The following is a 20,324-nucleotide window of genomic DNA, read 5'->3' as shown; positions in this document are numbered from 1 at the left end:
ATAGGAGAAAATATGAGTATATATGAATCATTAAACAATATGCAGCAGGAGGCTGTTTATCATACCGAAGGTCCTCTTCTGATCCTGGCAGGAGCAGGTTCAGGAAAGACAAGAGTGCTGACTCACAGAATCGCCTATCTGATCGCAGAAAAGGGAGTAAACCCCTGGAATATTCTTGCTATTACCTTTACAAATAAGGCTGCTCAGGAAATGAGAGAGCGTGTGGATAAGATCGTAGGTCTGGACGGGGGAAGTGTCTGGGTGTCTACCTTCCATTCTACTTGTGTGAGAATTCTTCGCAGACATGCAGACCGCATCGGATATGATAATAATTTTACCATTTATGATACAGACGATCAGAAAACTCTCATAAAAGATGTGTGCAGAAGGCTGAACGTGGATACCAAGAAATATAAAGAACGCTCTCTTCTTGCTCAGATCTCTCATGCAAAAGACGAGCTTGTTACACCGGATGAAATGCTGATGAACGCAGCTGATTTTAATGAAAAAAAGGTTGCTGAGATCTATCGGGAATACCAGATTTCATTAAGAAGAAACAATGCCTTTGATTTTGACGATCTGATCGTAAAAACAGTAGAACTGTTTCAGAACTGCGGAGAGGTTCTGGAATCTTATCAGGAACGGTTCCGTTACATTATGGTGGATGAGTATCAGGATACCAATACGGCCCAGTTTAAATTTGTAAGTATTCTTGCATCCAGATATGAAAATCTCTGTGTGGTAGGTGACGACGATCAGTCTATTTACAAATTCCGCGGAGCAAATATCGGAAACATTCTTGGATTTGAACAGGTTTTTCCGGAGGCAAAAGTCATTCGCCTGGAACAAAATTACCGTTCAACCCAGAACATCCTGAATGCGGCAAATGAAGTGATCGCAAATAATACGGAGCGAAAGCCCAAAACTCTGTGGACAGAGAATCCCGAGGGAGAAAAAATCCATTTTCGCCAGTTTATGAACGGCTTTGAAGAAGCTGAGTATGTGGTGGGAGATATTGCCTCCAGGCGCAGGGAAGGCAGATGCAGCTACCGTGACTGTGCGATCCTTTACCGGACAAACGCTCAGTCCAGACTTTTTGAGGAAAAGTGTCTTCTTGCAAACATTCCGTATAAGATCGTAGGCGGGGTGAACTTTTATGCCCGAAAGGAGATTAAAGATCTTCTTTCTTACATGAAAACAATTGACAATGCTTCCGATGATCTGGCTGTGCGAAGGATTCTTAACGTGCCGAAACGGGGAATCGGAGCAACCACTGTGGGACGGGTTCAGGAGTATGCAGACCATATGCAGATCAGCTTTTATGATGCCCTGCGGGTATCTGAGGAAATTCCGTCTCTTGGAAGAGCCCAGTCAAAAATTGACGGTTTTGTGACTTTTATTCAGTCATTGAAAAGCAAGGCGGCTGCATATACAGTGGAAGAACTTCTGGAGGAGATTATTGATCTTACCGGATATGTGGATGAGTTAAAGGAAGAGGATACAGAAGAGTCCAGAGCAAGGATTGAAAATATTGACGAACTGATCTCAAAAACAGTCTCCTATCAGGAAGCCATGGCGGCAGAAGGACGAGAGGCAACCCTTTCCGGATTTCTGGAGGAAATTGCCCTGGTTGCTGACATTGACTCTGTGGATCCTGATCAGGATTATGTTCTTCTTATGACTCTGCACAGCGCCAAGGGCCTTGAATTTCCTTACGTATATCTGGCAGGGATGGAAGACGGAATGTTCCCAAGCAGTATGTGTATTTTTTCTGCAGATCTGTCGGATATGGAGGAGGAAAGAAGGCTTTGCTATGTGGGGATCACAAGAGCAATGAAGGAGCTGACCCTTACAAGCGCCCAGCAGCGAATGGTACGCGGTGAAACCCAGTACAATCGTGTTTCCAGATTTGTAAGAGAGATTCCCCGGGAGCTGGTGGAACTGGGACATACCATTCAGGAGCACAAGCCAAAGATGCCGGAAACTACTTCTGCAAAAAGCAGCTATATGCAGATGAAAATGGCTTTTCAGGCAAAGGCCTTCCAGCCCAAAAGCTTTCAGGTAAAAAAAGCAGAGAGTCTTGACTACGGAGTGGGCGATACGGTTCGCCATGTAAAATTCGGTGTGGGAATCGTAAAGGACATCGTAGAGGGTGGAAGAGATTACGAGGTTACAGTAGACTTTGACAGAGCAGGAACAAAAAAGATGTTTGCAGGTTTTGCCAAGCTGAAAAAAATCTGATACAGAGGAAAATCCATTGCTTTTTATAAGAGGCAGGTATATAATAGGACTCGTTACAGAGACCTGACCGGATGTTAAAGGACAATGGCGGTTTCTGAAATTATTACATATGGATTGTCGACAGGGGAGCTTGTGTCACAGGCTGAGAGGAAGTTGTAAACTTCGACCCGTAACCTGATTTGGGTAATGCCAACGTAGGTATGCGCTGAATGCGAGATGTAAATCTCCTTTGTCTTCAATCGAAGATGAAGGAGGTTTTTTTATGTTTCAATTTATGGTAAATGCAGACGGCGGGCTTACAACAGCCGGGTATGCTGTGTGCATTGCAGTGGGAGTGGCGCTGTTCGGCCTTGCGATCTTTTTTGCAGGAAAAAGCTCTGAAAAGAAGAAAATGTCTGCTAAACAGCTTGTATTCTGCGCCATGGCGGTGGCGCTTGCCTTTATTACGTCTTACCTGAAAATTTTTCACCTGCCCTGGGGAGGAAGTGTCACACTGTGCAGTATGCTCTTTATTGTGCTTACTGCCAACTGGTACGGCCCCAAAACCGGTGTAATGGTAGGTCTGGCTTACGGAATCCTGCAGTTTATCCAGGAACCCTATGTGCTGTCCTTTTTCCAGGTGTGCTGCGACTATGTTCTTGCTTTTGCGGCGCTGGGAGTGGCAGGCTTTTTTGCAAAAAGCAGCCATGGACTTGTGAAAGGCTATATTGCAGCAGTGATAGCGCGAGGAGCCTTTCACGCACTGGGCGGATATCTTTACTGGATGAGCTACATGCCGGAAAATTTCCCCCAGTCTCTGAAAGCAGTGTATCCGATTGTTTATAATTACAGTTTTCTGCTGGCAGAGGGAGTGATCACTGTGATCATTATTTCCATTCCGGCAGTTGCCAGAGCGCTTGCGCAGGTGAAAAAAGCAGCAGTGGAGTAAAAGTATATACTTTTAAGGATGACAGACAGGTTTTTTCTCAGTGTACATTAATATTGAGAAAAAACCTGTTTTTAACAGGAGCATATACAAAGGAGAAACCGCAGAGCCGGGAAAATACAGACGAAGACAGGGAACCGGGAATACCATCGGAGGATATTCCCGGTTCCTTTTCTGCAGTATTTAAGAAGTGTATATTCTGGGGAGATTATGACAAGCTGTATAGGTTTTATTTTTGGTTGTAAAAGGAGTGATTCTCTTTATTCAGCGGCGCATGAAGTTGAACCATGCGTACACCAAAAGCGCTTGTTCTCTGGCAGAGAGAAATTGGCTGTCCTGTCTGATACATCATATAAAGATCTTCTGTTACGTAAATCTCTGCTTCTGTAGCATCATACAGTTTTACTGTCAGATAATAGTCAGGATCGTCTTTGTCGCGGTTTTCTACAGAACTGTCAGTGATTACAGCAGTGGTATGCACGGCCTCTGAGCAGGTGGCGGCGTTCAGACTGTAAGAAAGTGAATAGGCCAGAAGACACAGAAAAAGTCCCCATATAAACAGACCCTCTCCACGCAGGTGCTTTGGTGTTCGTATTACGGTAATGACGATAAGTATGGCTGCAATGGCGATCCAACAGATAAGGGAACGGTCGGAATCAGCAACAGTCAGCCTTACTTTATCAAAAACGCGGATAACCTGAACCACAAAAAGGAACAGAATTCCCAGAGGAAAAACCGGCATGGTAATGTACATGGATTTCCATTCTGCAGTGGCATGACGGGGCTTACCGTCCAGAGACAGAACACTGGAAAAAATCAGGTAGTAGATCACTGGAAGGAACAAAGACAGAGTCATAGTCATTGCAGCGCAGGTTAAACTGAATTCTGTCATAAAAAGAAACGGAAGTATGGTTCCTGCAAGCGCAAGAAGAGAAACGACGATCAGTCCCGCTTTTATTGCTTTCAGGTGATCATGCATAGGCGTACGGTATTCTTCTTTCCATTCCATAGGCTCTCTGGAAGCTCTGATTGTCCGGGACTGTTTTGTATTTTGGTCCGGTCCGGCAGCAGAAGCTGTTTCACAGTGTTCTGACAGCCGGCCTGTAAGCTGTGCTCCGCCGGGCAGAGAGGCACGGAAAGAAAAAAGAAGGTTTCCGGCTGAATCATGAATCCGGACAGAACCCATGGCGCCATACTTCATTGAGGCAAATGTTTTTGTATGAAATTCTTTGTATCTGCCGTATGGCGCGGAGTATATCAGTTTACCGCTGCGGAAAAGCAGGATCTTTTTGTTCTGGTAAGCCAGAAGACACCATATTCCCCACAGAAAAAATATAAATCCTGTTATGAACATAAAAAAGATGGATATATTAACAGGCTCCGCGGCGACAGTCGCTGTGGCAACAAAAAGAATCAGCCATCCCAGGGGCAACAGGAAACTGCCTGCAACCAGTCTTAGTACAGAGGTTCGTACATATAAGAAGGGTTCTTCTTCCGTGTGCCTCTCCGGAGTATGAGGTATGAAAAGAAAAATTCCGGAAGCCAGAGTAAAGGCAGTAGTGAAAAAAGCGACTGCAATTGCATATCCGGGATCTTTTCCGATAGAAACAAAGCATGTGATCAGCATAAATACAGCGCACATAAGCAGAAGAACACCGAAAACCATGGCCGGAAGCTTCCTTTTTTTATCAATCCTCTGATTTTGCTCACAGGAAGTCTGTGTAAATGACGCACTGGAGGGGATTGTTTCTTCCAGAGAATATCCGCAGCCGGGACACTGAGCGGTGTACATAGGAAGAGAAACATACTGAATATGCTGCACAGGAAGTTCCTTTCCACAGTGGGGACAGACCCACAGGCGAAGGCTGAGGTTACAGGCGATCCCAAGGCCCATAATGGGAGAAGCCGCAAGAAAAAGGCCGACAATACCTGCCAGAATGCGGTTTTCTATATTTGTGATCACAAAAACCAATACAATCAGAAGGATAATCCACACAGGAAAGAAAAAAAGCAGATTTTTTGTATATGATTTACGGGCATTCCGGTAAGTGGGATTGCGCCTTCTTTTTTCTGCCTCAGAAATCCGGGGCAGAAACCGGAGATTGTTAATTTTTTTCACACGGCTCTCCTTTTATCAGAATACATATTTGTCCAGACGTTCAAATGCTTCCTGCACCCGGGAAAGAGGCAGGGCAAGGTTCATACGGATGTGGCAGGGGCCATGGAAGGGACGGCCGTCCTGCCAGGCAACACCTACATCCCATCCGGCTTTCAGAAGCTGGTCAAGAGTTTTCTCATGGGAATGGCACCACTGGCTGCAGTCCAGAAACAGCATATAGGTTCCCTCCGGCTTTACAACTTTTATTTCCGGAAAATGTTCCCGGATAAAATCGCAGGCAAAGCTGACATTTCCTGAGAGAACCTGGCAAAGCTCGTCTACCCATTCATAGCCTTCCGGCTGGTAGGCGCCCAGGAGAGCATGCATGGAAAGAAGGTTCATTTCATTATAATGGGATTTGCTGCCCTTTGCCTGAACCCTGTCCCGGAGATATTTATTGTAGATGATATGATAGCTTCCCACCAGACCTGCCAGATTAAAGGTCTTGCTGGGAGCATACAGGGCAACAGTGCGGTTTCTGGCATCCTCATTCACAGACTGGGTAGGGATATGCTTATGACCATCCAGAAGAATATCCGACCAGATTTCATCAGAGATTACAATACAGTCATTTGCCCGGTAAATTTCCATGGCTTTTTCCAGCTCCTGCCGTTCCCACACACGGCCGCAGGGATTGTGGGGGCTGCATAAGATTGCTGCGTGGATATTGTTTTCACGGAGTTTTTTGTCCATATCTTCATAGTCCATGCGCCAGACACCATTTTCATCCTGGATTAAAGGACTGAGAACTATGTCAAAGCCATTGTTTCTGAGGCTGTTGGTAAAGCCGATATAAGTGGGACTGTGAAGAAGGACTTTATCTCCTGGCGACGCAAAAGAGGTAAGGGCGGAGATCACGCCGCCGAGAACACTGTTTTCGTAGCCGATACATTCTTTTGTAAGACCTGTAACATGGTTGCGTGTTTCGTGCCAGCGGATGATTTTGTCAAAATATTCCTCTGAGGGTGAGAAATATCCGTAAAAAGGATGCTGTGTCCGCTTTATGATAGCTTCCGGCACAGTGGGTACAGTGGGAAAATTCATGTCCGCAACCCACATGGGAATAATGTCAAAGCCGTCCTTGGGAGGAGCAGGAGCGAAGCCTGAGCCTGTAAGTGCATCCACTGCAATGGAATCTTTTCCGTGTCTGTCTGTAATGGAAGTGAAGTCGTATTTCATGGTAAAAAACCTCCTGTTTTCAGTATAAAAAAAGTATACGGAGGTGTTGGGGAAAAGTCAATGCCGGAAGAAAAACAGAGATTGTTAAAAATGAACAAAAAATAATGATAAAATGAAATTAAAGTAAAGAAATTATAAAAAGAACACCGAAAATTAGAAATACATACCGTGGTTTTTTGTGTATAATACACATATCATATGAGAACAGATAAGGAGGAGCTATGGAAAAGAAATTACTTGATATGAAAAATATTAGTAAAACCTTTGGAAACGTTCAGGCTCTGAAGGGTGTTTCCCTGGACCTCTATGCAGGCGAGGTTCTGGCTCTGATGGGCGAGAACGGTGCAGGAAAATCTACGCTTATGAATATTTTAAGCGGTTCCCTGCAGCCAACAGAAGGAGAGATTTACTTAAATGGTGAGAAAGTCGTCGTACCTGATCCGATCACAGCGAAGAAACTGGGAATTGCCAAAATTCATCAGGAGCTTCAGATCGTGCCGGAGCTCAGTGTGGCAGAAAATATTTTTCTGGGACGATGGAAAACCTCTGCCGGACCTGCAGTAGACTTCAAGGCAATGAAGGATGAGGCTAAAGTATATCTGGACATGCTGGATGTGCATGTGGATCCTTCAAAAAAGCTGAAAGATCTCCGTATCGGAGAGCAGCAGCTTGTGGAGATCGCAAAGGCAATTTCTCTTAATTCCAAGATTATTGTCATGGATGAGCCTACATCCGCCATCAGTGAAAAAGAAGCAGAAAAGCTGTTTACCATTATCCGCAGGCTTCGCGGTGAAGGCAAAGGAATCATTTATATTACACATCGAATGGAAGAGATATTTAAGATTGCGGACAGGCTTACGGTTATGCGCGATGGCCAGTATATCGGCACAGTCAAGGCAGCGGAAACATCCAAGGATGAGATTATCAGAATGATGGTAGGCCGTGATATGAGTGAGCAGTACCCAAAAGATCCTACGGAAAAAGGTGAAGTTGCTCTGGAGGTAAAAAATCTTACATACACGCCGCCAATGGGAAGCTTCCGGCGTTCTTTAAAGAATATTTCTCTTAAGGTGCGCCACGGTGAAGTTCTGGGAATTGCAGGACTTGCAGGCGCAGGACGTTCGGAGTTTTTTGAATGTCTGGCAGGTGTGCACCATGGAGATACCAGAGGAGAAATCATCATTGAGGGCCGGCCGGTGACTATTAAAACTCCCGCAGATGCCATCCGTGCAGGTATTTCTTTTGCAACAGAAGACAGAAAGGGCTCCGGACTGGTGCTTCAGAGATCCATTGGGGAGAATATGTCCCTTCCATTATTAAAAAAATTCAGCTCCATGTTTTTTATGAAGCATCAGGAAGAAAAAAAGGTCTGGCAGGAACAGATGGAGGCTTTGAGAGTAAAAGCTCCCAGTTATAAAACACTGGCAAGTTCTCTTTCAGGAGGCAATCAGCAAAAAGTGGTTCTGGCACGATGGTTGATGACACATCCCAAAATCCTTCTTCTGGATGAGCCGACCAGAGGTATTGATGTAGGTGCAAAAGCCGAGATATACCAACTGATCAACAACCTGGCAAAACAGGGCATGGCGATTATTGTAGTGTCTTCAGAGCTGCCGGAGGTTATTGGCATTTCTGACAGGATCGTTACTTTCTGTGAGGGCGAGCTGACCGGCGAATTTATGCAGGAAGATGCAACTCAGGAAAAACTTCTTCAGAGTGCTACAAGATAGGGAGGGTGAACAATGGAAAACAAAGTAAAAATGAAAGCGATGCTCAAACAGATGCAAAGTGTCATCGCTCTGGTAATTATATTCGTAGTAGCGTCGGTTGTCTGTGTGAAAGACGGTAAAAACAATTTTTTAGATCTGCGCAATCTGATGAATGTTCTGAGAGCAGTATCTGAGAATGGTATTATTGCAATCGGTATGACCATGATCCTGATTCTGGGAGATATTGACCTTTCGGTTGGCTCTGTAGTGGGATTGATCTCCACTGGCTGTGCGTATCTGATGGTAAAGAGCGGACTTGGATTCGTACCGGCAGTTCTTTTGAGTCTTGTAATCGGCGGTCTGTTCGGACTTTTCAACGGTCTCTGTATTACCAAACTGAAACTGCAGGCATTTATCGTAACACTTGCTTCCATGAACATTGCCCGCGGTCTTGCAAGATTCTGGGCAAATGGAATCGGTATCCCACTGGCATACGGAGAAGGCGAGGGAATGGCTCCGCCGGCATTTGAGGTTCTACAGATGAGAATCGGAGGTGTGGTTCCGGTACCTGCCATTATTTTTCTCATACTGTTGATCATTTTTCACATTGTTCTTACAAAAACAACCTTTGGCCGTCAGATTTATGCTATTGGAGGAAACCGTCAGGCGGCATATCTTTCCGGTATTAAAGTAGACAGAATCAAAACATACGCATTTATGCTCTGTGCAATGCTTGCATCTGTAGCAGCTATGATCCATGCGGCACAGATCAGCCAGGGCGGACCAAACGAAGGTCAGGGATATGAGCTGAATGCAGTTGCAGCCTGTGCCATTGGCGGAACCAGTCTTGCAGGCGGAAAGGGGACACTGATCGGAACACTGGTAGGTGCGCTGATCCTCGGTATGCTTGACAACGTACTTGGTCTGAAAGGTGTAAATTCCAATCTCCAGCTGGTAGTAAAAGGTTTCCTTATTATCATTGCCGTATTTATGCAGGCAGATAAGGTAAAAGACTGACAGACAATTACATATGTGAAACAAATTCTTCTCTTCCGGTCGGCAGCGGAAGGCAGGAATGAACAATAAAAATAAATACACTGCCGGAGAAAGTAGGGTTATATGAAAAAGAGAACCATTAGTGTGTTACTGGCAGCAGCAATGATCGCATCCAGTCTTGCAGCAGGAGCAGTTACTGTTCATGCAGAAGAAGAGAAAAAAGACAAATATGTGATCGGTATGTCTCAGTGTAACCTTGGCGAGCCATGGCGTGTTGCAATGAACGATCAGATCGCAATGGCAGCGGAAAAATATCCGGAGTTTGAAGTGGTTTTTGCGGACGCTGCACAGGATAACTCCAAGCAGATTGCTGACATTGAAAACTTTGTACAGATGGGTGTTGATCTGATCATCGCCTCTCCAAATGAGGCTACTCCTCTTACAAATGCGGTAAGTTCTGCTTATGATGCAGGGATTCCGGTCATCCTTCTTGACAGAAAGATTGACGGAGACAAATATACACAGTTTATCGGCGCTGATAACGTAGATATGGGACGTGTAGCAGGAGAGTATGTTGCAGATGTTCTTCTTCCGGACGGCGGAAAAGTCTGTGAGATCAAAGGCCTTGAGGGAACCTCCGGCGGTATTGACAGAGACAATGGTTTCCGTGAGGGGATCAAAAAGAACGAAAATATTGAAATTGTTGCAGCAAACAATGCAGACTGGCTTCGTGAAAAAGCAATCACCGTAGCAGAAGAAATGCTCCAGACAAACGATGAGATTGATCTTTTCCTGGCTCTGAATGACCCGATGGCAGAAGGCGCTTACATTGCAGCAAAGAATGCAGGCAGAGAAGGAGATATCCTCTTTGTTGGTTTTGACGGACTTCCCACACCTGACGGCGGTATCAGAAGTGTTATGGACGGCAGATTAAGCATGACTCAGGTTTATCCCACCGGCGGTGCTGAGGCGATTGAGAGCGCATATCAGCTTCTGGTAGAAGGTAAAGAACTGGAAAAAGAACTGACTCTGCAATCTGAAATCGTTACGCCTGACAATGCTGAAGAGCTTCTTGCAAAATACAGCGGATCCGATGACGGTGCGGCAGAAGAAACAGAAGAGAAGACAGAAGAATAATACGATAATAATAAGCTTTTACAGGAAAGGGACTGCGCAGGCAGCCCTTTTTCTGGTATGATAGAGAGCATGTCAGGAGGAAAGGAATGTTGGAAAAAATTAAAAAAATTTTTAAACCGGAAAATATGATGTTCAGGATGGCTGCCCTGAACTGCGGTCTCCTCCTTCTTGTAACCGTAGTGATTACCGGAACAGGAAATGTAATCTATCAGAATTCCATAGAGGAAAGTTCTTATGCAAACACAATGGAAATTCAGAATCAGGTATTGAAGGCTCTGGATCTGATTTTCCAGTCTGTTTCTGATAATGTGGCAGCCCTGGGCGCTGCGCCGGAATTTCAGGAATATCTGAAAGTGGATGAACAGAAGGAGCAGGCGCGGCGTGTGATTTTGGAAAGTAAAGTCCGTGATATGCTTCTGCGCTATTCAGAGCATTATGAGGATTATCTTAATATTGTGACAGCCAGCGAAAAAGGGCATTATCTTTCAAATGATTCCTATCGCATTCAGAAAACTCCTCTTACCAGAGAAGACTGGTATCAGGAAGCGCTGAAAGCAGACGGGGAGCTGGTACTGACTGGAAACTCTCTGGGAAGAAATCTGAAAAGCTGGAAAAATTACAGTACAGACAGCTATGTAACAGCGGTGCAGATGGTTCCGGATACAGAAAGCGGAAAGCCTCTGGGAGTGATTCTGGTCGATTTGGATATCCGGAGTATCCAGAATCTTGTTGAGGATATTACCATGGGACAGACTGGCTTCAGCTATATTCAGGACAGTCAGGGCAAGGTTCTCTATGCGCCGAAAAACAAGGTGGTGTACAGGATGAATCCGGAATGGTTTTCTCAAGGGGACAGCGGACAGGTGCGCTGCAATATTGAAGGGGAAATGTATAATGTAATCTACAGCCGCTCTTCTTATACTGATTTAACTGCAGTGGGAGTGTTTGACTGGGGAAAAACCATTCAGGGCGCCTCGCAGGTAAGGATGGCATCAATTCTGATCGCAGTAGTTATAGCTGTTTTTGCCATTGTGTGCTCTGTTGTATTTGCTGCCTCAATTACAAAGCCCATATCTAAATTGTCCAGACTGATGAAGCGGGCGCAGACGGGAGATCTGACAGTACGTTTTGACAACCACTATAAAGGAGAGATCCATCAGCTTGGAGATGCGTTTAATTCTATGGTGGCAAAAACAGATGAGCTTTTGAAACTGGTCTATCAGGAGCAGAAACATAAACGAGAAGCAGAACTGCAGATTCTGCATGAGCAGATAAAGCCGCATTTTCTTTATAATACCCTGGACACTATTCAGTGGATGGCAAAGGGATATCATGCACAGGATATAGTGGACATTGTACTGGCATTATCTAATTTTTTCAGGATCAGTTTAAGCCAGGGAAAAGAGTTTATCAGTCTGGAGCAGGAGATTGCCATGGTAAAAAGCTATCTGGATATTCAGAAATTCCGGTATGAGGAGCTTTTTGACTATGAGGTCTGGACAGATCCTGCAATTCTTAAATGTCAGGTTCCGCGGCTTTCTCTCCAGCCGTTGATTGAGAACGCACTTTATCATGGGATCAAGGAATCCGAGAGAGAGCATGGAACCATTTGGATTCGGGTATATCCGGAAGGGGAGGATTCTGTTGTTCTGAAAGTGGAGGATAATGGCGCAGGAATGACAGAGGAGCGCTGTCGACAGCTGAATCAGTGGTTTGATCAGAAAGAACGGATGGCAGAGGTTGATGCATTTGGAAGTCTGAATGTAAACGACAGAGTGCGGATGTTCTATGGAGAGGAATATGGACTGCATTATTATCTGAGAGAGGGCGGCGGCGTAATTGCAGAATTAAGGATAAAAAGGAGCAAATAGGAGGACATATGTGGAACGTACTGATTGCAGATGATGAACCGAAGATTCGTCAGGGACTGAAAAATACACTGGAAACCTTTGACTTGCCCCTATGTGTGTGCGCAGAGGCAAAAAACGGATTGGAGGCGCTGGAAAAAGCAAAGGAATATGAGCCGGATATTCTTCTTGTAGATATTTGCATGCCAAAGCTCAGTGGGATTAAATTTCTGGAAGAGCTGAAAAAGCTTTCTATAGAATGTAAAGTAATTATTATTTCCGGTTTTAATGAGTTTGCGTATGCACAGCAGGCTATTACCCTGGGTGTGTCTCATTATCTTTTGAAACCAATTGCAGACAGTGAGCTGAAAGAAGCTCTGGAAAGTGTGAGCCGGCAACTGTGGCAGACCCGGAAATCCAGAAAATTTATGAATCTGATGCGGCAGCAGTTTGTACAGAATAAAAATACCATAAGAGACGTGTTTTTTAATGACTGGATCAATGGAAATTTATCCGGAAAAGAATGGCAGGAACAGAGAGAATTTCTGGAAATTGAACTTCCGGATACAGTGATGCTGATTCTTGTTTCTGTGCAGAGCGGCTTTACTGAAAAAATTCCGGCGGGAGCTGTTCCTGAGGAGCTTTACAAAATGACTCTGGAAAAAATTATGAGGGATCTGATCGGCGAGTACAAGCCTGTATATGTGTTCATGAACCGGTATCAGGATGCTGTGGGAATGATCGGAGGCTATAAAGGTGAAACAGAGAACCTTCAGGAAATCATATCAGAAAAAATAAATAAGACAGTAGATGGAAAATGCTGTGTCCTGATACAGACCTGTAAAAGGGATGAGATTCCGGATGTTCATGAAAAGCTGCGGACCCGTGCCAGAAAGATTCTGGAGTGCAGGCCAATCGTAATGGAAGCCAGAAAATATATTTATGCTCATTATCAGCAGAGAGAACTGGATCTTACCCAGGTGGCAGACGCTATTGGCTGCAATCCCTCTTATCTCAGCCGGATCATGAAGCAGGAGCTGGGAATCTCATTTAAAGATTTTCTGACAATGCTCCGTATCAGCCAGGCAATTTCTCTGATGCGCAATGACCGTCTTTCTCTGAACCAGATTGCAGAACAGGTGGGATACAGCAATCAGCATTATTTTTCTGCAGCATTCAAAAACTGTCAGGGATTTTCTCCTTCAGAATTTCGGAGAACTCTGACCCGGGAGGAGTGAGGTTGTGAAAAAATGGATATTGGCGCTTCTTCTGTTTGTCTGTTTATGTACCGGGGGATGCGGAACAGAGAGCGTACGGACAGACGACTATGAATATCTGATAGGAGTAAGTCTTACCAATGTAATGGAACCCTGGCTGAACAACCTGGCTCAGGTGATCGGAAGCAGGGCAGAGACAGAAAAGAATGTGAATCTGATTTTCAGGGATGCGGCAGGAAGTACTGAAAAGCAGATACAGGATATCGAATCTCTTATGAAATGCGGAATTGATCTTTTAATCGTTTCTCCGGACGGGAGCAATGCGCTGAACGGGATTATGGAGGAGGTTTTTGAGGAAATTCCTATTGTGGTTGTAGGAGTGGAGCCGCAGACAAAGGCTTATACAACGGTGATACAGGCAGATGATAACGGAATTGGCAAGATGGCGGGAGAATATATTCTGGAGAATTTTTATACAGAGGGTGATAAGATTATCGTGTTTCAGGGCGTGGAAGGCTCGCCTATATCAGAGGACAGAATTCGCGGTTTTACAGAAGCAGTGAAGAAAAAAGTCAAAGAAAAAGATATTGTGTATTATTATGGGGACTGGTTCCGGGATGTGGCAGAAGCCCGGATGAAGGATTACCTTGTTGTAAATGGCGCTCCTGATATTGTTTTCGCCTTTAATGATGAGATGGCGTATGGAGCGTATATTGCCGGAGAACAGCTTCGTATGGGAAATGGAACAAAGTTTGTGGGGGTAGATGGATTTGAGGGAGAAAGCGCCGGACTGAATCTGGTGGAAAAAGAAATTCTGGATGCAACTATCCAGAGCCCGGATTTTGGATCTCTTGCTTATGATGCTGCCATGGATATTCTGGAAGAAAAAGAAGTACAGAGAGACATCACGGTGACTCCCAGAATGATTACAGGAGACAAAAAATAAAAGAGGAGGATAAAAATGGCAGAATTTTTAAAACAGGAACTGATATGGACAAGGAAACCTGAGAGGGTATTTATGGATGAAACAAAGGTGGAGATTATTACTGAGTGCGGCACAGATTTGTGGCAGCGTACTTATTATGGATTTCAGAATGATAATGCGCCTGTACTTCAGACAAAAACCGCAGACACATATTTTTCTTTTACTGTGCGGACAAGGTTTGAGAGTAAGCACCGTTTTGACCAGTGCGGAGTGGCTGTGTATCTGGACAGCGAAAACTGGCTGAAGGCTTCTGTTGAATATGAGAATGAGGAGTATCAGCGTCTGGGAAGTGTAGCAACTAATCATGGCTATTCTGATTGGGCTACTATGGATATTCCGGCATCTGTAAAAGAAATGTGGTATCGCCTAAGCAGGAGAGAAAGTGATTTCTGCATTGAGTGTAGCACAGACGGAGTGAATTTTAAACAGATGCGTATCTGCCATATGTGGGAGGGTGCAGGGGAGATCACCTTTGGCATTTATGCGTGCAGCCCGGAAAATTCTTCTTTTAAAGCCACCTTTACAGAAATGGAAATTACAGAATGTAAATGGGAAGCACATAAATAAAAAACGGATGCTGATTTGGAAGGAAAACTATCTGAGCCGCCTTTAAATGCTTGCCTTTTTATCAGGCAGAATGATATACTTATGACGTACAAAAGTTTCTGATAAAGAGCTGTAAAGGTGCATATTAAATGAAAAAGAATTAAGGAGAAGTATGTTTAGGAAAATTGGGGAAGAACGGGCGTTTGATGGAATATTGAAGCAGATTATTGACAATATCCAGACAGGGAAGCTGAAGGCTGGAGATGCTCTGCCGGCAGAGCGTACTATGGCGGAAACCATGGGGGTTTCAAGAGCTGCTGTAAGAGAGGTGTTAAGAGCACTGGAGCTTCTGGGAATTCTGAAGGCAGTGCCTGGAGGAGGCAATTATATAACAGAAGATCTTGATACCTGGCTGATCGGACCTCTGTCCATCCTTTTCCAGCTGAATAATGGTTATGTCCGCCAGAACCAGCAGCTTCGTGCAGCACTTGAAAGGGAAAATGCAATTCTTGCTGCAAAAAAGTGTACGCCTCTGGATGCGGCAGAGCTGTGGATGATCATTGCCAGGCTGGATGCTGCTGAAGATGAGAAGATGAGGGGTGAGCTTGATAAAGAACTTCATCAGAAGATTGCCAAAATTGCAGACAATCCCATGATCTACAGTGTTCTGGCTGCTGCGGACAAGCTGACAGAGAGTATCATTTCCGGAATCAGAGATTATATCATGCATAAAAATCAGTCTGCCGCTGTTGTGGATGAGCAGCATCACAGGCTGGTGGAAGCAATTATTAACGGAGATGTGGAAGCGGCAGAGAGGTGTATGTCGGAGCATATGGTCACTGTGGAGAAATTTATGGCGGAAATGCTTCGGGAAGAAGAATGACAACTGATATTTTGTCTATATGATACTATTTTACATAATGATCCCATTAAAATAATATGATTTTGCATAAAAATTAAAATATTTTTCTTGTGCTCTGGTATGACCAATGCTATAATGAAACTACAAATTGGTATAACCAATAAAATGTTTGGCACAACCAGAAAACGGAGGGAACTATCATGGGATATGTAAAATGGTCATATGACACATTAAATCAGTTTTGTACCGATGTATTTAAGGCCTTTGGTTTTAATGATGAAGAGAGCGCAGAAATTAAGGATGTGCTTCTGACAGCAGATCTTTATGGTATTGAGAGCCATGGAATGCAGAGAATGGTTCGCTATCACAAGGGTATTGAAAAGGGAACGATCCATCCGGACGCCAAACCAGAGGTAGTATTTGAAACACCGATTTCTGCTGTTATTGACGGACATAACGGAATGGGACAGCTGATCAGTGTTTTTGCCATGAAAAAGGCAATTGAAAAAGCGAAAAAAACAGGTGTGGGCATTGTCAGTGTCCGTGAGTCCAATCATTTTGGCATTGCCGGATTTTATGCAAAAATGGCATGCGATCAGGGGCTGATCGGTATGGCATGCACCAACTCTGAGGCAATTATGGTTCCTACATTCGGCAAAAAGGCCATGCTGGGATCAAATCCTATTGCAGTGGCAATGCCGGCTGATCCCTATCCGTTTTTCTTTGACTGTTCAACTACAGTAGTTACCAGAGGAAAACTGGAGATGTACAATAAGATGGAAAAACCGCTGCCGGATGGCTGGGCTCTTGATAAGGACGGCCATGCAAGCACGGACGCTCCTGATGTACTTGCAAATATTGTGGCAAAAAAGGGCGGTGGAATCATGCCCCTTGGCGGAAGCGAAGAGGTGACAGGAAGTCATAAGGGATATGGCTACGGAATGCTCTGCGAGCTGTTCAGCTCCATTCTTTCCATGGGCGTGACTTCTGACAGCTGCTGTACTTTCCCGGACAAAACCGGAATCTGCCATGGCTTTATGGCTATTGATCCGGCAGCATTCGGTGATCCGGCAGCCATCAGAAAACATTTTTCCGACTACCTTGAGGCCCTGAGAGAAAGTCCAAAGGCTGAAGGCAAGGATCGCATTTATACCCATGGTGAAAAAGAAGTCTTTGCAGAAAAAGAAAGAAGAGAAAACGGTATTCCGGTCAATGACAACACTATGGTAGAGCTTGCAAACCTATGCGGATACTTAAAGCTTGATTTCGGCAAGTATTTTAAGGACTATGAGCTTCCCAAGGACAGCAGGTTTTTTACAGGAAACTATTAAAAGAATCCCTAAGGAGGATATAAAAATGGATTACGCAAAAGAATCACTGAGATTACACGGAGAATGGAAAGGCAAAATTGAGGTTGTGACAACTGTTCCGGTAGAGACAAAGGACGATCTTTCCCTGGCTTATACTCCGGGTGTAGCGCAGCCTTGTCTGGAGATCCAGAAGGATGTGGACAAATCATACGATCTTACAAGAAGATGGAACATGTGTCTTGTTGTTACCGACGGTTCCGCAGTTCTTGGTCTGGGTGATATAGGACCGGAGGCGGGAATGCCGGTTATGGAAGGAAAATGCGTTCTTTTTAAAGCGTTTGGCGATGTGGATGCGTTTCCTCTGTGTATTAAAAGCCATGATGTAGATGAGATCGTCAATACCATTTATCTCATCTCCGGTTCTTTCGGTGGTGTAAATCTGGAGGATATTTCCGCTCCAAGATGCTTTGAAATTGAGAAAAAGCTCAAAGAAAAATGTGATATTCCGATTTTCCATGATGACCAGCACGGAACTGCCATCATTACTCTGGCAGGCCTTACCAATGCCCTTAAGGTTGTGGGCAAGAAAAAAGAGGATGTTCGCATAGTCATGAACGGAGCAGGAGCAGCAGCCATTTCCATTGCAAGACTGCTTCTGAAGGCAGGCTTTAAGAACATTACTCTCTGCGACAGAAAGGGTGCCATTTACGAAGGCCGTGCAGAGGGAATGAATGCGGTTAAGGAAGAAATGAGCAAGGTAACAAACCTGGATAAAAAATCAGGTTCTCTTGCTGATATGCTTGCAGGCGCAGATGTGTTTATCGGTGTTTCCGCGCCGGGCGCTGTGACAACAGAAATGGTAAAAACAATGGCAGAGGATGCGATTATTTTTGCCTGCGCAAACCCGACACCGGAGATCTTCCCGGATGAAGCAAAAGCAGGCGGTGCAAAGGTTGTTTCCACAGGAAGAAGTGACTTCCCTAACCAGATCAATAATGTACTGGCGTTCCCGGGCGTATTCCGCGGCGCTTTTGACGTAAGAGCAAAAGATATCAATGATGAGATGAAGATTGCAGCTTCTGAGGCGCTGGCAGCGCTGATCTCCGATGAGGAGCTTTCACCGGATTATATTATCCCCAAGGCTTTTGATAAGAGAGTGGGACCTGCGGTTGCAAAGGCAGTTGCCGATGCTGCAAGAAAAACAGGCGTGGCAAGAATCTAAGGGGCAGTAGAAAGTGGCACCGCCTTTGATTCTTTAATAGGATACCTTCAAAGCAGACAGATTAAATATACAAATCTGCTGCTTTGGAGGTATTTTTCATGTCAAAATCAAAACATTCACCTGAGTTTAGAGCTAAAGTATCTCAGGAATATCTGGATGTATGAGGGATGTTCATTTTCGTATACAGAGCAGACTTTCCCTTATGAAAGCTTTGACAAATGGGAAAAGAATCGGTACAATAGCAAATATGTAATGCGGAATAAAGAAAAGGAGTGGCAAAAAATATGCAGACCTGGGAAGCGAATGTCCGCAGGGTGGTTCCCTATACACCGGGAGAGCAGCCTGACTGTCAGGACATGATCAAACTGAATACAAACGAAAATCCATATCCGCCGGCGCCGGGAGTGCAAAAAGCTCTCTGTGGGATGGAACCGGAGTCTCTGAGACTGTATCCGGACCCGGCAGCAGATGAGCTGGTTGCAGCTATTGCGCAGGCCTGTGGAGTAAAAAAACAGCAGGTATTTGTGGGAGTGGGTTCTGACGATGTGCTTGCTATGAGCTTTCTAACATTTTTTAACAGTAAAAAGCCGATTCTGTTTCCGGATATTACATATTCTTTTTATGATGTCTGGGCGGAGCTTTTTCGGATTCCCTATGAACGTCCGTTTCTGGATGAGCATTTCCATATCAGAAAAGAAGATTATTTCAGAGAAAACGGAGGAATTATTTTTCCCAATCCCAATGCTCCTACAGGGGTAGCCATGCCTCTTGCAGAGGTGGAAGAGATTGTGGTGCATAACAGAGACGCTGTTGTGATCATAGATGAGGCGTATGTGGATTTTGGCGCACAGTCAGCGGTTTCTCTTGTGGATAAGTATGATAATCTTCTGGTTGTGCAGACTTTTTCAAAGTCAAGATCTATGGCGGGGATGCGGATTGGTTTTGCCGTTGGTGATTCGAAGCTTATTGCTTACCTCAATGATGTAAAATACTCCTTTAATTCTTATACAATGGACAGAACAGCTCTGGCAGCAGGGGTGGCGGCAGTAAAGGACAGAGAATATTTTGACAGAACCTGTTGTAAAATTATTGAGACAAGAGAATGGACAAAAAAAGAACTGAAAAAGCTGGGCTTTTCTTTTGAGGATTCTATGGCAAATTTTATTTTTGCTGCTCATGAAAGCTGTCCGGCAGAGGAATTATTCCAGGCCCTTCGAAACCATCATATTTATGTCCGGTATTTTCCGGGAAAAAGAACAGGCAATCATCTGCGTATTACAATAGGAACGCAAAAGGAAATGGAAGTTCTTATAGAATTTCTCAGAAATTATCTGAATGAACAAAAATATTAATCAGCAGGAGGCAATATGGAAGTATTAGTACAGTGGTTTACAGATAACCTGTCCCAGTTTATTTCGGCAGAGATGGTTATTTTCATTATTTCAATGGTTCCGATCCTGGAACTGAGAGGCGGACTTCTGGCAGCTTCACTTTTGAAGATTCCGGCAGCCACAGCCATTCCCATATGTATTATAGGAAACATTATACCGATTCCGTTTATTCTTCTGTTTATCAGACAGATTTTTAAACTTATGAAAAAGACAAAGCTTTTTCATGGTCTGATTGAAAAGCTTGAAAACAGAGCTATGGGAAAAAGTGATCAGATTAAAAAGTATGAGTTCTGGGGTCTGATGCTGTTTGTGGGAATTCCCCTTCCGGGAACAGGGGCATGGACAGGGGCTCTGATCGCTTCTCTTCTGGAAGTTGATATCAAGAAATCTTCTCTGGCTATTTTAGGCGGAATTATTATGGCAACTGTGATCATGTATGTGGTTTCCTATGGTCTTGTAGGAAATATAGTCCATTGATTTTTATAGAAGTAAAATCAATGGTTTTGTTTTTACAGATAGCCGGCAACGGCTTTCATCCGGTGGACAGAAGATATAAAGTATGCTAGAATAAAATTCAGAAAATCTACAGTATCAGGGAC

Annotated in this window: 16 protein-coding genes and 1 riboswitch; of the genes, 14 read left to right on the top strand and 2 right to left on the bottom strand. The window is 44.4% G+C overall.

Annotated elements, in window-relative coordinates:
- The first annotated feature begins 12 nt into the window (after positions 1-12).
- On the top strand, positions 13-2,241 hold the full coding sequence (pcrA, locus tag QVP40_RS09665) for a DNA helicase PcrA (RefSeq protein ID WP_022068240.1): 2,229 nt from the start codon (positions 13-15) through the stop codon (positions 2,239-2,241).
- Between the two features lie 112 nt (positions 2,242-2,353).
- Positions 2,354-2,459, top strand: a riboswitch (TPP riboswitch).
- Positions 2,460-2,503: 44 nt separating this feature from the next.
- Positions 2,504-3,169, top strand: a complete 666-nt coding sequence (locus QVP40_RS09660; protein ID WP_022068239.1) for an energy-coupled thiamine transporter ThiT — start codon at positions 2,504-2,506, stop codon at positions 3,167-3,169.
- A gap of 226 nt (positions 3,170-3,395) precedes the next feature.
- Here QVP40_RS09660 and QVP40_RS09655 read toward each other — a convergent pair whose 3' ends face one another.
- Both QVP40_RS09655 and QVP40_RS09650 read right to left on the bottom strand, forming a co-directional pair.
- On the bottom strand, positions 3,396-5,285 hold the full coding sequence (locus tag QVP40_RS09655) for a hypothetical protein (protein ID WP_022068238.1): 1,890 nt from the start codon (positions 5,283-5,285) through the stop codon (positions 3,396-3,398).
- A 15-nt stretch (positions 5,286-5,300) separates the two neighbouring features.
- Positions 5,301-6,503 carry a MalY/PatB family protein gene (locus QVP40_RS09650; RefSeq protein ID WP_022068237.1) on the bottom strand — a complete coding sequence of 401 codons (1,203 nt, stop codon included), beginning with the start codon at positions 6,501-6,503 and terminating at the stop codon, positions 5,301-5,303.
- Positions 6,504-6,724: 221 nt separating this feature from the next.
- On the opposite strand from QVP40_RS09650, the gene QVP40_RS09645 reads away from it, so the two are divergent.
- The 12 genes from QVP40_RS09645 to QVP40_RS09590 all read left to right on the top strand — a co-directional run bounded on the left by QVP40_RS09645 (position 6,725) and on the right by QVP40_RS09590 (position 20,202).
- On the top strand, positions 6,725-8,233 hold the full coding sequence (locus QVP40_RS09645) for a sugar ABC transporter ATP-binding protein (protein ID WP_022068236.1): 1,509 nt from the start codon (positions 6,725-6,727) through the stop codon (positions 8,231-8,233).
- A 12-nt stretch (positions 8,234-8,245) separates the two neighbouring features.
- A complete protein-coding gene (locus QVP40_RS09640) occupies positions 8,246-9,229 on the top strand; it encodes an ABC transporter permease (RefSeq protein ID WP_022068235.1) in 984 nt (327 codons plus the stop codon).
- Positions 9,230-9,331: 102 nt separating this feature from the next.
- Entirely contained in the window at positions 9,332-10,345 is a 1,014-nt protein-coding gene (locus QVP40_RS09635; RefSeq protein WP_022068234.1) for a substrate-binding domain-containing protein, read from the top strand.
- A gap of 86 nt (positions 10,346-10,431) precedes the next feature.
- Entirely contained in the window at positions 10,432-12,216 is a 1,785-nt protein-coding gene (locus QVP40_RS09630; protein WP_022068233.1) for a cache domain-containing sensor histidine kinase, read from the top strand.
- An 8-nt stretch (positions 12,217-12,224) separates the two neighbouring features.
- Positions 12,225-13,430 carry a response regulator transcription factor gene (locus QVP40_RS09625; RefSeq protein WP_022068232.1) on the top strand — a complete coding sequence of 402 codons (1,206 nt, stop codon included), beginning with the start codon at positions 12,225-12,227 and terminating at the stop codon, positions 13,428-13,430.
- A 4-nt stretch (positions 13,431-13,434) separates the two neighbouring features.
- Positions 13,435-14,355 carry a substrate-binding domain-containing protein gene (locus QVP40_RS09620; protein ID WP_022068231.1) on the top strand — a complete coding sequence of 307 codons (921 nt, stop codon included), beginning with the start codon at positions 13,435-13,437 and terminating at the stop codon, positions 14,353-14,355.
- Between the two features lie 15 nt (positions 14,356-14,370).
- Positions 14,371-14,961: a DUF1349 domain-containing protein gene (locus QVP40_RS09615; protein ID WP_022068230.1), complete on the top strand. Its 591-nt coding sequence runs from the start codon at positions 14,371-14,373 to the stop codon at positions 14,959-14,961.
- Positions 14,962-15,112: 151 nt separating this feature from the next.
- Positions 15,113-15,823 carry a FadR/GntR family transcriptional regulator gene (locus QVP40_RS09610; RefSeq protein ID WP_022068229.1) on the top strand — a complete coding sequence of 237 codons (711 nt, stop codon included), beginning with the start codon at positions 15,113-15,115 and terminating at the stop codon, positions 15,821-15,823.
- A gap of 179 nt (positions 15,824-16,002) precedes the next feature.
- Entirely contained in the window at positions 16,003-17,133 is a 1,131-nt protein-coding gene (locus tag QVP40_RS09605; protein ID WP_022068228.1) for an Ldh family oxidoreductase, read from the top strand.
- Between the two features lie 25 nt (positions 17,134-17,158).
- A complete protein-coding gene (locus tag QVP40_RS09600) occupies positions 17,159-18,334 on the top strand; it encodes an NAD(P)-dependent malic enzyme (RefSeq protein WP_022068227.1) in 1,176 nt (391 codons plus the stop codon).
- A 284-nt stretch (positions 18,335-18,618) separates the two neighbouring features.
- Positions 18,619-19,686 carry a histidinol-phosphate transaminase gene (gene hisC / locus QVP40_RS09595; RefSeq protein ID WP_022068226.1) on the top strand — a complete coding sequence of 356 codons (1,068 nt, stop codon included), beginning with the start codon at positions 18,619-18,621 and terminating at the stop codon, positions 19,684-19,686.
- A 15-nt stretch (positions 19,687-19,701) separates the two neighbouring features.
- Entirely contained in the window at positions 19,702-20,202 is a 501-nt protein-coding gene (locus QVP40_RS09590) for a COG2426 family protein (RefSeq protein ID WP_022068225.1), read from the top strand.
- Positions 20,203-20,324 lie beyond the last annotated feature (122 nt).

It is taken from the genome of Blautia sp. CAG:257 (genome assembly GCF_000433815.1).
In the GTDB taxonomy this organism is placed as follows: Bacteria; Bacillota; Clostridia; order Lachnospirales; family Lachnospiraceae; genus Blautia_A; species Blautia_A caecimuris.
Note: the sequence above shows the minus strand (reverse complement) of the source record. Positions and strands in the feature narration are given on the sequence as shown.